Raw genomic sequence first — 13,342 nt, 5'->3', positions numbered from 1 at the left:
AGAGGCGGCCCCTCAGGCGGTCCGTACCCGCGAGCGAGCCTTCCGGCGCTTGAACGCCCGACGCTCGTCCTCGCTCATGCCGCCCCAGACGCCATGGTCCTGCCCGGCCTCCAGTGCCCACGCGAGGCACTCCTCCCGGACGCTGCATCGCTGGCAGACCTTCTTGGCCTCCTCGATCTGCAGGAGTGCCGGACCGGTATTGCCGATGGGGAAGAACAGCTCCGGATCTTCATCCAGGCAGGCAGCCTCGTGGCGCCAATCCATACCGATTTCCTACTCCCTGGTCGATGTACCGGACTACCCAAGCCTCGCAAGTAAACCACTGCGAGACAAGACCCGCGAGCCAACCGGTCGATGCTGGGGGTACCGGGCCCCCGATGGTCGGGGGCCAAAAACCAAACGGTAGTCTATGGTTTTCCTTTGGACATGACCATGCCTTGTGGCAACAATCACGTTACGACTTTCCGGAGGCGGTTGCGCGACGTCTAGTCTGGTCCGGTGATATCCCTGCCTTCCGCCCTCCGGTCGCGACTGGCCGCGGCACCCCGCCCGCTGCATGCCGCCGCCGCCCTCCTGCTCGTCCAGGCCCTCGGCTTCGTCGCCTTCGGGGGCTACGAGCTCACCCAGGTGGCGGCCGGCCGTGTGGTGTCGGGGATCGTGACGGCGTTGCTGCTGATCCTGTGGGGACTGGGGCTCGCGTTCGGTGGCTGGGCGATGCTGGGAGGACGGTTGCTGGCCCGGGGCCCGGTGGTCGCGGCCGAGATCATCCACCTGCCGATCGCCTGGAGCTTCCGGGGCGGGCAGACCACCTGGGTCACCCTGCTCCTGGGGCTGACCTCCCTGGCGGTCGTCCTGCTCGTCCTGGTCCCCGCCTCCACCCGTCACCTGACCGGAGCCGCCGGGCGCCCCTGAACGCCCCTGAGCGCGCCTGCCGCCCGGCAGGGCATGCGGAAGGGCCCGCCCCCACGAACCGGGGGGACGGGCCCTTCCACCATCGGACTGGTCGGTGCTCAGTCGTCCTGGGCGTCCTCGTCGTCGTCGAGGCGTGCCAGCCAGGTGGCCAGCCGCTCGACCGGCGTCTCGAAGTCAGGGTGCAGGTCGACGAAGAACCGCAGCTGCTCGGCGAGCCACGCGAAGGAGACCTCCTCCTCCCCGCGGCGCGCCGCCAGCTCCTCTATCCCTCGGTCGGTGAAGTACATGACTGATCATCCACGCGGAGCGAAGGCCGCATCCATCAGCTCTCGCTCCTCGGCGTCGTGGCGCTTCTTGCTGCCGACGGCCGTGGTGGCGGAGGCCGGGCGCGACACCAGCTGGATCGAGTCCCAGTCGCGGTCCGGAGCCTTTGCCTTCAGGTCGGGCAGCAGCGTGTAGAAGAGGAAGGGCCACGGACCCTGGTTGGCGGGCTCGTCCTGCACCCAACGGATGTCGGTCACGTGGGCGTACGGCGCCATGACCTGCAGCAGCTCGTCGGTCGACAGCGGGTAGAGCCGCTCGAGGGTGACGATCGCGACCTTGTCGTTGAGGCCCTTCTTGTCGCGGGCCGCGACCAGTTCCCACCGCACCTTGCCCGAGCAGACCAGGACCTGCTCGACCTTGGAGGGATCGGTGATCGTCGGGTCCGGCAGCGACGGGCGCCAGCTCCCGCCGGTGAAGTCCTCCGGCATGGAGGTCGCCAGCTTGTTGCGGAGCATCGACTTCGGCGTCGGCACGATCAGCGGGCGGTGCCAGCCGACCTGCGCGTGCTGGCGCAGCAGGTGGAAGTAGCTGGCCGGCGTCGACGGCTGGCACACGGCCATGTTGTCGTCGGCACACATCTGCAGCCAGCGCTCGATCCGCGAGGAGGAGTGGTCGGCACCCTGGCCCTCGTAACCGTGCGGCAGCAGCAGCACGACACCCGACTTCTGGCCCCACTTGGTCTCGCCGGAGGCGATGAACTCGTCGGAGATGATCTGTCCACCGTCGGCGAAGTCACCGAACTGGGCCTCCCACATCACCAGCGCATCCGGACGGGCGACCGAGTAGCCGTACTCGAACCCCATCACCGCGTACTCGCTGAGCAGCGAGTTGAACACGTGGAACTTGCCCTGGTCCTCGGTCAGGTGCTTCAGCGGCACCCAGGCGTCACCGTTCTCGGAGTCGATCACCGCGGCGAAGCGCTGCGAGAAGGTTCCGCGACGGGTGTCCTGGCCGGTGAGCCGGACCGTACGACCCTCCATCAGCACCGAGCCGATGGCCAGCAGTTCCGCCGTCGCCCAGTCGATCGGGCCCTGCATGATGGCGGCCGAGCGACGCTCGAGCTGGGGGCGGACCTTGCGGTGCGGCGTGAAGCCCTCCGGGTAGTCCACGTACGAGTCGGCGATCCGCTTGAGGACCTCGGGGCTGATCGCGGTGGCCTTGTCGAACTCCGACTTCTCCGGGTAGTCCGGGGTGGTCGTGTACGCGCTGTCGGTGCCGGTGTCCTCGCGGACCTCCTTGAACACGCTCTCGAGGCGCTCGTGGAACCGGTCCATCACCGCCTCGGCGTCCTCGACCGAGATCAGGCCTCGGCCGATCAGCGACTCGGCGTACAGCTTGCGGGAGGAGCGCTTGTTCTCGATCATCTTGTACATCGTGGGCTGGGTGAAGCTCGGGTCGTCACCCTCGTTGTGACCGCGGCGGCGGTAGCAGACGATGTCCAGCACGACGTCCTTCTGGAACTCGCGACGGAACTCGTACGCGAACCGCGAGGCGCGGACGACGGCCTCGGGGTCGTCGCCGTTGACGTGGATCACCGGGACGTCGAAGCCCTTGGCCATGCCGGAGGAGTAGAACGTCGAGCGGCTGGAGTCGGGCGAGGTGGTGAAGCCGATCTGGTTGTTCACGATGACGTGGATCGTGCCGCCGGTGCGGAAACCGCGCAGCTCCGACATCTGGAACGTCTCGGCGATGACACCCTGGCCGGCGAAGGACGCGTCGCCGTGCAGCAGCACCGGCAGGACCGGGAACTCGTAGCTGCGGTCGAGCATGTCCTGCTTGGCGCGGGCGATGCCCTCCAGGACCGGGTCGACGGCCTCCAGGTGGGACGGGTTGGCCGCCACCGAGGCCCGGATGGTCGAGCCGTCCAGGGCGGTGAAGGTTCCCTCGGCGCCCAGGTGGTACTTGACGTCACCGGAGCCCTGCACCGAGCGCGGGTCGAGGTTGCCGTCGAACTCGCGGAAGACCGAGCCGTACGACTTGCCGACGATGTTCGTCAGCACGTTCAGCCGGCCACGGTGCGGCATGCCGATCGCGACCTCGTCGAGCCCGTCCATCGCAGCCTGGTCGCAGATCTCGTCCAGCGCCACGATGGTCGACTCGCCGCCCTCGAGGGAGAAGCGCTTCTGGCCGACGTACTTGGTCTGCAGGAAGGTCTCGAAGAGCTCGGCCTCGTTCAGCTTGTCGAGGATCCGCAGGTGCTCCTCGGCGGGGATCTGGGTGTAGCGGCGCTCCACTCGGTCCTGGATCCAGCGGCGCTGGGCCGGCGACTGCAGGTGCATGTACTCGATGCCGACCGAGCGGGAGTAGGCGTCGCGCATCGTGATGATGATGTCGCGCAGCTTCATGAAGCGCTTCTGGTCCGGGCCGAGGCCGCCGACCGCGAAGGAGCGGTCCAGGTCCCAGATGGACAGGCCGTGCGACTCCAGCTGCAGGTCGGGGAACGAGCGCTGGTGGTACTCCAGCGGATCCACGTCGGCCAGGAAGTGGCCGCTGACCCGGTAGGCGTTGATCAGCTCCATCACGCGGGTCTGCTTGGAGATCGCATCCTCGTGCTGGTGGCCACGGTCGGCGGTCCACTTGTACGGGGCGTACGGGATGCGCAGCGAGGCGAAGATCTTCTCGTAGAAGTCGTCCGCACCGAGCAGCAGCTGGTGGATCCGGTTGAGGTACTCACCGGACTGGGCGCCCTGGATGACGCGGTGGTCGTAGGTGGAGGTCAGCGTGCAGATCTTGCCGACGCCCATCTCCTCCAGGCGCTCCGGGTCGGACCCCTCGAACTCCGGCGGGTAGGCGATCGAGCCCATGCCGATGATGGCCGACTGGCCGCTCATCAGGCGCGGCACCGAGTGATGGGTTCCCATCGGTCCGGGGTTGGTCAGCGAGATCGTGGTGTTCGCGAAGTCGTCGACGGTGAGCTTGTTGGTGCGGCCCTTCTGCACCAACTGCTCGTAAGCGGTCCAGAACTGGGCGAAGGTCAGGGTCTCGGCGGCCTTGATGTTCGGCACCAGCAGCTGGCGGCTGCCATCGGGCTTGGGCACGTCGATGGCCAGGCCGAGGTTCACGTGCGGGTGCTGTACCAGCGTCGGCTTGCCGTCGGTGGTCTCGTAGGCGTTGTTCATCGCCGGGACGTCGATGGCGGCCTGGACGAGGGCGTAGGCGATCAGGTGGGTGAAGCTCACCTTGCCGCCGCGGGCCCGGCGCAGGTGGTTGTTCACCATGGAGCGCTGGTCGATCACCAGCTTCATCGGGACCGTGCGCACCGATGTGGCCGTCGGCACGCTCAGGGACAGGTCCATGTTCTTGGCGGTGCGCATCGGCGCACCCTTCATCACCGTACGGACGGGCTCGTCAGATCCGGTGACGGGACGCAGCGAGGGGTTCGGCGGGTCCGCCGGGACGCCGGAGTCCTGGCCGGCGCGGACCGGGCGCGGGCCGGAGCGCGTCTGGTTCGGCTGCTCGACCCGCGAGGAGCGCGGCATCGTGGCGGCCGCGTTCGCCTCGGGGCTGGAGGCCGCCGAGGGGGTCGAGGGAGCCGTGGCCGGTGCGGGGGAGCTGGCGGCAGGAGCTGCGGGGGTGGCAGGAGCTGCGGGGGTGGCAGGAGCCGCGGGGGTGGCAGGAGCCGCGGGGGTGGCAGGAGCCGCGGGAGCCTTCGTGGCGGCTTCGCCCCGCTGCGCGAAGAAGGTCTGCCAGCTCGAGTCGACCGACTGGGGATCGGTGCGGAATCGTTCGAGCATGTCCTCGATGAGCCAGTCGTTGGCTCCGAAGTCTGCAGAGCTGGTCGTTGAATTTGATTCGGGCGCGGGGGCCACTGTCGCCTTCTTCCGGTCGCGGGTCGTTCACCTGGTCTGACGACGCCGCGTACGGGTCCTGCGAGGGGTACTCCGGATGACCCGTCCACAGCGGCGTGTCCAACATCCGCACCACAGACCTTGCCTGTGATGCCGCTGTCGATCGTAGCCGAAAGTAACCAGTCCGCAGAGTGGTGTGCACACTGTGGGGAACGCGGTTCCGTGTGCTGGCACGGTGTACCGGCTCAGGCGATCGAATCCCGCTCCCGGCCGCGGAACGCGCCGAGCATCGACCAGGCCTGGCCGAAGGCCATCACGGTGAAGGCGAGCATCCCGACGTTGCGCGCCGCGAGCACCAGGGTCATGGTCGTACGACCCTGGCCGGGACCGGCATCCGTGACCCAGCCGTAGTAGAGCGGGTACACCAGATGGGTGAGCAGGGCCAGGGCCAGTGCCAGTACGAGCATCGCGCGCTCCTGCACCGTCCGGGTGCGCTTCGCCCCCGTGAGCACGAGCACACTGAGCGGACCGGCCAGCCAGACCAGGTACTGGGGGCTGAAGGTCTTGTTGGTGACGACCATGACCGCGACGATGGCCGTCATGGTCATCGCTGCGGTGGCCAGGTCGTGACCGCGGGAGCGCCAGGCCTTCACTGCCAGCGCGATGATCGCCAGCCCACCCACGACGGTGGCCGCGGAGGCGACCACCAGCATCACCCCGACACCCGGGCCGAAGATCTCGTAGGCCTGGAAGGGGGAGAGCTGGATGTAGTAGCGGCCCGGGTGGGCCAGCACGTTGACCATGGTCGGGGTGGCCCAGACCGACTCGATCTGCAGGCCGCGCTCGCCCTGCCAGGCCAGCGGGGAGACCAGCCGGTCCCACCCGCCGGCGAGCAGGCTGGCGGCCACCAGCACCACGCCGGTGGCGCCGAAGCCCCACCAGACCCCGGCCCGCTTGTCTCGGCGCCCGAACAGGCCGGCGACCAGCAGCGCCGGCCACAGCTTGATGGCCGCGCCGAGGGCGACCAGTCCGCCGGAGACCGCGGGGACCCGGGTCAGCAGGAGCAGGGCGGCCGCGGCGAGGACGGCCGGCACGATGTCGAAGCGCAGGTAGAGCAGCGGGCCGACCAGGAAAGTGAAGAACATCCAGTAGGACGCCGCGCCCGAGCGGCTGCGGGCACCACGGTCGCGCCACCACAGCCACGCCGTCAGGCCTGCGTCGAGCAGCGCCATCAGCACCATGAACACGACCAGGTAGGAGTCGCCGTCTCGGGCGCCCAGCAGCCTCGGCAGTTGCAGCAACCACACGACTGGGGTCGGGTACTCGGTCAGGGTCCGGTCCAGGCCGACAGCGGGCAAGGCGGTGACCTTGCTGAAGTAGTAGCCCACGTCACCCCGGGCGTGCATCTCCTTGCCCAGGAACAGGGCCAGCATCACCAGTCGCAGTCCGACCCACAGCAGCGCGGTTCCGGCGGCGCCGAGGGCGGCGTTCCGGCGGGACGTGGGGGAGGGCTCGGTGAGGGTCACGGCAGACAAGGCTACCGGTGAAGTCCGCGGGGACCGCGATCCGTGCTCGCGTGGGATCTGAAGACAACGACCGCCCGTGGACCTCGGGTCCGCGAGCGGTCAGTGTGGTGGGCGCCCCCAGTAGGATTCGAACCTACGCTCCCGCCTCCGGAGGGCGGTGCTCTATCCCCTGAGCTATGGGGGCCCGTGCGTTCCGCAGGGCTTGCGCCGTGCGGTGGCAACTCGGGAACTATAGCACCATCTCGGGGCGGTTCCGTCCAGACGTCGGCGGGTGTGCCTCCGACGGGGCGAGGGCTGGCAGAGTATGGGGACATGACGCACATGCACGTCGCCGGCTCCATCCACGCCGACACGATCGCCCCGGGCCCGCACTGGTTGCGGATGCCGGAGGACGTGAACGCCCTGCTCCCCATCCTCTGGAGCACCACCGTCAAGCGTGGCGACGACGGGGTGCTGCAGGTGGGTGGCCTGCCGGTCACCGAGATCGCCGAGCGCTGCGGCACCCCTGTCTACGTCCTGGACGAGGACGACTTCCATGCGCGGGCACGCTCCTTCGTCGAGGCGTTCGAGGGCTGGGACGTCTACTACGCCGGGAAGTCCTTCCTGACCACCGCCGTGGCCGGCTGGGCACTGGCCGACGGACTCTTCGTCGACTGCAGCACCGGCGGTGAGCTGGCGGTCGCGCTGCGGGGTGGCGTACCCGGGCAGCGGATCGGGCTGCACGGCAACAACAAGTCCGAGGCCGAGATCGAGATGGCCCTGGAGGCCGGGGTGGGGCGGATCATCGTCGACTCCTTCGACGAGATCTCTCGGATCAGCCGGGCCGCCGCCGAGCGCGGCGCACGCCCGCGGGTGATGGTCCGGGTCACCACGGGCGTGGAGGCACACACCCACGAGTACATCGCGACCGCACACGAGGACCAGAAGTTCGGCTTCTCGATCGCCTCCGGGCAGGCGCTGGAGGCCCTGCGGGCCTGCGAGTCGGATCCGCACATGGAACTGATCGGCATCCACTCCCACATCGGGTCCCAGATCTTCGAGACCCTCGGCTTCGAGGTGGCGGCCCGGCGGATCATGGCGCTGCATGCCCAGGCGGCACGGGAGTTCGGCCGCCAGCTGCCCGAGATGGACCTGGGGGGCGGGTTCGGGATCGCCTACACCTCCACCGACCGGCCCGAGTCGCCGGCCACCCTCGCAGAGGCCCTCCGGGCCATCGTGGAAGAGCAGGCCCGCGATCTGGACGTCGACGTTCCGCGGATGTCGATCGAGCCCGGCCGGGCGATCGTCGGCCCGACCACGATGGCCCTCTACCGCGTCGGCACGGTCAAGCAGGTCGTGCTGGACGGCGGGGCGGCCCGTACGTACATCTCCGTCGACGGGGGGATGAGCGACAACATCCGCCCCGCGCTCTACGGCGCCGAGTACTCCGCGACGCTGGCCAGCCGCAGCTCCGCGGCCGCACCGCGGTTGTCACGGATCGTGGGCAAGCACTGCGAGGGGGGCGACATCCTGGTCCGCGACGAGTTCATGCCGGCCGACATCACCCCCGGCGACCTGGTCGCGGTGCCCGGCTCCGGGGCGTACAGCCGGGCCATGGCATCGAATTACAACATGGTCCCGCGGCCGCCCGTGGTGGCCGTCAAGGACGGCCGGATCCACACGCTGGTCCGCCGCGAGACGATTGACGACCTCCTGGGCCTCGACGTCGGCTACGACCCGGCGCCCTGAGCGCACCAATCCCGTGGAGCCGCCCGGATCCGTCAGGGGCACCCACTATCGTGGGCCGAGGACGGGCGCCCGTACGACGAACAGCAGTGAGGTCAACAGATGAATGAACAGGTCCGCCCCTTGGGCGTCGCGCTGCTGGGCTGTGGCGTGGTCGGCAGCCAGGTGGCCCGACTGCTGCTCGAGGACGCGCGTGACATCGGTGCCCGGGTCGGGGCACCGCTGCGGCTGGTCGGCATCGCCGTGCGCCGGGCCGACCGCGAGCGCGAGGGGCTGCCGGCCGAGCTGTTCACCACCGACGCGGAGTCGCTGATCGCGCGCGACGACGTGGACCTGGTGGTGGAGGTGATCGGTGGCCTGGAGCCTGCCCGGACCTGGATCCTGCAGGCCCTGAACGCCGGCAAGTCGGTGGTCACCGCGAACAAGGCCCTGCTCGCCGAGGACGGCCAGACACTGGTCGCGGCCGCGGACGAGCGCGGCGTCGACCTGTACTTCGAGGCCGCAGTGGCGGGGGCCATCCCGATCATCCGTCCGATGCGGGACTCGCTGGTGGGTGACCAGGTCACCCGGGTGATGGGGATCGTCAACGGCACCACCAACTTCATCCTCGACAAGATGCACACCGCCGGCGCAGGCTTCGCCGAGACGCTCAGCGAGGCCCAGGCATTGGGGTACGCCGAGGCGGACCCGACCGCCGACGTGGAGGGCTACGATGCCGCCGCCAAGGCAGCCATCCTGGCCACACTCGCCTTCCACACCCGCGTCACGCTCGGCGACGTCTACCGGGAGGGGATCTCCGACGTCTCCCGCGCCGACATCGCGGCGGCCGAGGCGATGGGCATGGTGGTCAAGCTGCTCGCCATCTGTGAGCTCGAGGAGGACGAGGACGGTACCCGGCGCGTCTCGGTGCGGGTCCACCCCGCGATGCTGCCCGTACGCCACCCGCTGGCCTCCGTCGGCGGAGCATTCAACGCCGTCTTCGTCGAGACCAAGTCGGCCGGCCAGCTGATGTTCTACGGCCAGGGCGCCGGCGGGGCTCCCACCGCCTCCGCGGTCCTCGGGGACCTGGTCACGGTGGCCCGGCACCGGGTCTCGGGTGGGCGCGGTGCCCGTTCGGCGGTCTACAACGAGCTTCCCATCGCGCCGATCGGCGACGTCATCACCAGCTTCCACATCGCCCTGGAGGTCGAGGACACAGTCGGAGTGCTGGCCAAGGTGGCCCAGGTCCTCGCCGACCACCACGTCTCCATCATGACCATGCGCCAGGAGGACGCCAACGGCACGGCTCGGCTGGTGCTGGGTACCCACGCCGCGCGGAACGCCGACGTCGAGGCGACGGTGGACGAGCTGGTCGCGATCCCCGAGGTGTTCGAGGTCTCCAGCCTGATGCGGGTCGAGGGCCGCTGAGATGCGCATCGCGGTTCGCGTGCCCGCCTCCTCCGCCAACCTCGGTCCCGGGTATGACTGCATGGGCATGGCTTTGGACTGGTTCGACGAGGTCACGCTGACGACGCTGGACTCCGGCATCGAGGTCGACGTCACCGGCGAGGGCTCCGAGGACGTGCCCCGGGACTCCTCGCACCTGATCGTCCAGACCTTCCTGACCGGACTGGCGTCGCTGCAGGTCCGGCCACCCGCCGGCCTGCGCCTGGCGGCCCACAACTCGATCCCGCACGGGCGAGGACTCGGGTCCTCCTCGGCCGCCATCACCGCCGGCCTGCTGCTCGCTTGGGCGTACGCCCACCCGCAGGCGCAGCCCGACCGCCAGTGGATGGAACGGATCGGCACCGAGCTGGAGGGCCACGCGGACAATGTCGCGGCCGTGATCCTCGGCGGCCTCGCCATCGCCTGGGGATCGGCGGAGGCCGGCCGGGCCGTGTCAGCCCCGCTCTCCGGTGACATGCGTGCCCTCGCCTTCATCCCGCACCAGGCCGTTCCCACGGTCCAGGCCCGGCGCGTCCTGCCGCAGCAGGTCTCGCACGCGGATGCCGCCGCCAACACCGGCCGTGCCGCGCTGCTGGTCCATGCCCTGGCCCAACGACCTGACCTGCTCTTCGACGCGACCGAGGACTGGCTGCACCAGCGCTACCGCGCGCAGCTGATGCCCCGGTCCGCCGAACTGGTCACGCTGCTGCGCGCCGAGAGGCATGCGGCGATCATCTCCGGGGCCGGACCGACGGTCGTGGTGCTGGGGACGGAGCCGATGCTGGACGAGCTCGCCCGTACACCGGTGCCGGGCTTCGATCGACGGCTGCTGCGCGTCGGTGGGCCGGCGCACATCGTCTCGGTGGCCGAGGCCTGATCGGCCCTCTCGCGGGTCGGTATACGGCCAGCGGGCAGTGGTGCTACTGTTGGCCCAGCGCTTCGCCCGTTCTGGGCGACGCATCGCGCCCAGATCACCATGATCGGATGGGTGCGCGTGGCGGCGCGGCTCCTGAACCCCGGACCAGAGATTCCGCAGGTCTTCCAGGATCCCCCGTGCCACCAGCTCCGAACCAGCGGGCCGTCGAAGGCCCAGGGCCGGTGTGACGAAGTTCGTCCCGGCCTCCGAAAGGAAACCCGTGACCGAAACGTCGAATCCGACGAACCCGGCGGTATCCGAGTCCAAGGCGCCCGCCAAGCGCGCCTCCGGTGGGCTCGAAGGCATGGTCCTGCCGGACCTGAAACGCGTCGCCGGTGGCCTTGGCGTCAAGGGCACCTCCGGAATGCGCAAGGCCGACCTGATCGCCGCCATTCGTACGGCGCAGTCCGGCCAGCGCGCCGAGGGGGGAGCAGGATCGACCACGGGGACGAAGCCGCCGAGCGGCCGCGGGAGCCGTCGTGGCCAGGGTGCACCCCAGGCCCAGGGCGAGACCGCAGCCGAGCCGCAACAGCGCGCCGCCGAGGCTCCGCGCCAGACAGCAGAGACCCCGCGCCAGGCCGGGAAGACCACAGACCAGGCCGCCGGCAGCCCTTCGCAGACCGAGCGGACCGGTCCGAGTAGGGCCGAGCAGGCAGCCGCCCGCGCCGAGCGTCGAGCCGCGCAGGCCGAGCGCTCCCGCGGTGAACAGGCCGTCGCAGGCGAGCAGAGCCGCCCCGACCAGGCCCAGGACCAGAAGCGGCAGGATGAACAGCCCCGCCAGGACGGCCAGGACGGCGGGAACCGCCAGGACGGTGGAACTCGCCAGGAGCGCCAGGAGGGTGGCAATCGTCAGGAGGGCGGCAACCGTCAGGATCGCCAGGAGGGTGGCAACCGCCAGGACCGGCCGGACGGTGGGAACCGCCAGGACCGGCAGGACGGTGGGAACCGCCAGGACCGGCAGGACGGTGGGAACCGCCAGGATCGCCAGGACGGTGGCAACAAGCAGGACCGCCAGAACCAGGGGCAGGACCGCTCCGCCGAGGATCGTGGCGGCGCCGAGGGCGGTGGCCGTCGGAGCCGACGCCGTCGTGGCCGCGACCGGGACCGGGGCGGGGAACGCGAGCGTGAGCGCCAGCCGCGCCGCACCAGTGGCCGCAGCAGCGGAATGGATCGCTACGAGAACGAACCGACAGTGGCCGAGGACGACGTCCTCACCCCGGTGGCCGGCGTCCTGGACGTCCTGGACAGCTACGCCTTCGTCCGCGCCTCGGGTTACCTCCCGGGTCCGGACGACGCGTACGTCTCGCTGGGCATGGTGAAGAAGTACGGCCTGCGCAAGGGCGACATCGTCACCGGCGCGCTACGCCAGCCGCGCGAGGGCGAGCACAAGGCGAAGTTCAACCCCCTGGTCAGGATCGACACGGTCAACGGGGCCGAGCCCTCCACGATGCGTGAGCGGCCCGAGTTCCAGAAGCTCACGCCGCTCTACCCCGACGAGCAGCTGCGCCTCGCCACTGACCCGGGCAACCTGACCGGCCGGATCATCGACCTGGTCGCCCCGGTCGGCAAGGGCCAGCGTGGCCTGATCGTCTCCCCGCCGAAGGCCGGCAAGACCTTCGTGATGCAGTCGATCGCCAACTCGATCGCGCGCAACAACCCCGAGGTCCACCTGATGGTGGTCCTGGTGGACGAGCGTCCCGAGGAGGTCACCGACTTCGAGCGCACGGTCGCCGGCGAGGTCATCTCCTCGACCTTCGACCGGCCGGCGGACGACCACACCACGGTGGCGGAGCTGGCGATCGAGCGGGCCAAGCGTCTGGTCGAGCTCGGCAAGGACGTGGTGGTGCTGCTGGACGGCATCACCCGACTGGGCCGCGCCTACAACCTGGCCGCGCCCGCGTCGGGTCGCATCCTGTCCGGTGGTGTCGACTCGGCAGCGCTGTACCCGCCGAAGAGGTTCTTCGGCGCCGCGCGCAACATCGAGAACGGCGGCTCGCTGACGATCCTGGCGACGGCGCTGGTCGAGACCGGCTCGCGCATGGACGAGGTCATCTTCGAGGAGTTCAAGGGCACCGGCAACATGGAGCTGCGCCTGCGCCGCGAGTTCGCCGAGAAGCGGATCTTCCCGGCCATCGACGTGGCCCAGTCCGGCACCCGCCGGGAGGAGCTGCTGATGGGTGCCCAGGAGCTCGCCGTGGTCTGGAAGCTGCGCCGGGTGCTGGCCAACATGGATGGCCAGCAGGCACTGGAGATGCTGCAGAAGCAGATGAAGAAGACGCAGTCCAACGCGGAGTTCCTGATCCAGATCTCCAAGAACACCCCCAACCGGGACGGCTTCTGATGCACGGCGCGGGCGACCATTTGGTGGATCGCCCGCGCTAGGGCATAATCAATCCTCGGTCCGGTTCACGCCTGCAGGTATCTCCACCCTGTGCGGACGACCCGGCGCCACCACACGACTAGGAGCACACCATGAAGCAGGGTATCCACCCCGATTACCACGAGACGAAGGTCGTCTGCACCTGCGGCAACACCTTCACGACCCGTTCGACGGCCCCCGGTGGTGAGATCCGCTCGGACGTGTGTTCGGCATGCCACCCCTTCTACACCGGCAAGCAGAAGATCCTCGACACGGGCGGCCGCGTCGCCCGCTTCGAGCAGCGCTACGGCAGCTTCAAGAAGGGCAAGAAGTAGTCTTCCCGGGACGCCGGGGTGCAGCGTGGCTG

General features: G+C 69.6%; 10 protein-coding genes and 1 tRNA gene. 6 read left to right on the top strand and 5 right to left on the bottom strand.

Annotated elements, in window-relative coordinates; translation table 11 throughout:
- Nucleotides 1-12: 12 nt before the first annotated feature.
- Nucleotides 13-264, bottom strand: coding sequence for a WhiB family transcriptional regulator (locus GA0111570_RS09015; protein ID WP_092609577.1), 252 nt, complete (start codon nt 262-264; stop codon nt 13-15).
- A gap of 234 nt (nt 265-498) precedes the next feature.
- Here GA0111570_RS09015 and GA0111570_RS09010 point away from each other — a divergent pair, with 234 nt between their 5' ends.
- Nucleotides 499-912 carry a hypothetical protein gene (locus GA0111570_RS09010; RefSeq protein ID WP_092609574.1) on the top strand — a complete coding sequence of 138 codons (414 nt, stop codon included), beginning with the start codon at nt 499-501 and terminating at the stop codon, nt 910-912.
- A gap of 98 nt (nt 913-1,010) precedes the next feature.
- Here GA0111570_RS09010 and GA0111570_RS09005 read toward each other — a convergent pair whose 3' ends face one another.
- From GA0111570_RS09005 to GA0111570_RS08990, 4 genes are all read right to left on the bottom strand, one after another.
- Entirely contained in the window at nt 1,011-1,199 is a 189-nt protein-coding gene (locus tag GA0111570_RS09005) for a DUF6104 family protein (protein ID WP_092609572.1), read from the bottom strand.
- A gap of 6 nt (nt 1,200-1,205) precedes the next feature.
- The gene (locus GA0111570_RS09000; protein WP_092609569.1) at nt 1,206-5,045 is read right to left on the bottom strand and encodes a multifunctional oxoglutarate decarboxylase/oxoglutarate dehydrogenase thiamine pyrophosphate-binding subunit/dihydrolipoyllysine-residue succinyltransferase subunit; all 3,840 of its coding nucleotides are present in this window, start codon (nt 5,043-5,045) and stop codon (nt 1,206-1,208) included.
- Between the two features lie 224 nt (nt 5,046-5,269).
- The gene (locus tag GA0111570_RS08995; RefSeq protein WP_092609566.1) at nt 5,270-6,550 is read right to left on the bottom strand and encodes a glycosyltransferase family 87 protein; all 1,281 of its coding nucleotides are present in this window, start codon (nt 6,548-6,550) and stop codon (nt 5,270-5,272) included.
- A 112-nt stretch (nt 6,551-6,662) separates the two neighbouring features.
- A tRNA-Arg gene (locus GA0111570_RS08990) sits at nt 6,663-6,734 on the bottom strand.
- Nucleotides 6,735-6,862: 128 nt separating this feature from the next.
- On the opposite strand from GA0111570_RS08990, the gene lysA reads away from it, so the two are divergent.
- The 5 genes from lysA (at nt 6,863) to rpmE (ending at nt 13,310) form a co-directional block, all read left to right on the top strand.
- Nucleotides 6,863-8,278, top strand: coding sequence for a diaminopimelate decarboxylase (lysA, locus tag GA0111570_RS08985; RefSeq protein WP_092609563.1), 1,416 nt, complete (start codon nt 6,863-6,865; stop codon nt 8,276-8,278).
- Between the two features lie 99 nt (nt 8,279-8,377).
- Nucleotides 8,378-9,682, top strand: a complete 1,305-nt coding sequence (locus GA0111570_RS08980; RefSeq protein ID WP_092609560.1) for a homoserine dehydrogenase — start codon at nt 8,378-8,380, stop codon at nt 9,680-9,682.
- Nucleotide 9,683: 1 nt separating this feature from the next.
- The gene (thrB, locus tag GA0111570_RS08975) at nt 9,684-10,577 is read left to right on the top strand and encodes a homoserine kinase (protein ID WP_092609557.1); all 894 of its coding nucleotides are present in this window, start codon (nt 9,684-9,686) and stop codon (nt 10,575-10,577) included.
- 259 nt (nt 10,578-10,836) lie between these two features.
- Nucleotides 10,837-12,957 (top strand): transcription termination factor Rho, encoded by a 2,121-nt coding sequence (gene rho / locus GA0111570_RS08970; protein ID WP_092609554.1) that lies wholly within the window; start codon nt 10,837-10,839, stop codon nt 12,955-12,957.
- A 131-nt stretch (nt 12,958-13,088) separates the two neighbouring features.
- Nucleotides 13,089-13,310, top strand: coding sequence for a 50S ribosomal protein L31 (gene rpmE, locus GA0111570_RS08965; protein WP_092609551.1), 222 nt, complete (start codon nt 13,089-13,091; stop codon nt 13,308-13,310).
- Nucleotides 13,311-13,342 lie beyond the last annotated feature (32 nt).

It is taken from the genome of Raineyella antarctica, assembly GCF_900092135.1.
Classification (GTDB): domain Bacteria; phylum Actinomycetota; class Actinomycetes; order Propionibacteriales; family Propionibacteriaceae; genus Raineyella; species Raineyella antarctica.
This window is presented reverse-complemented; position numbering and strand designations above follow the sequence as displayed.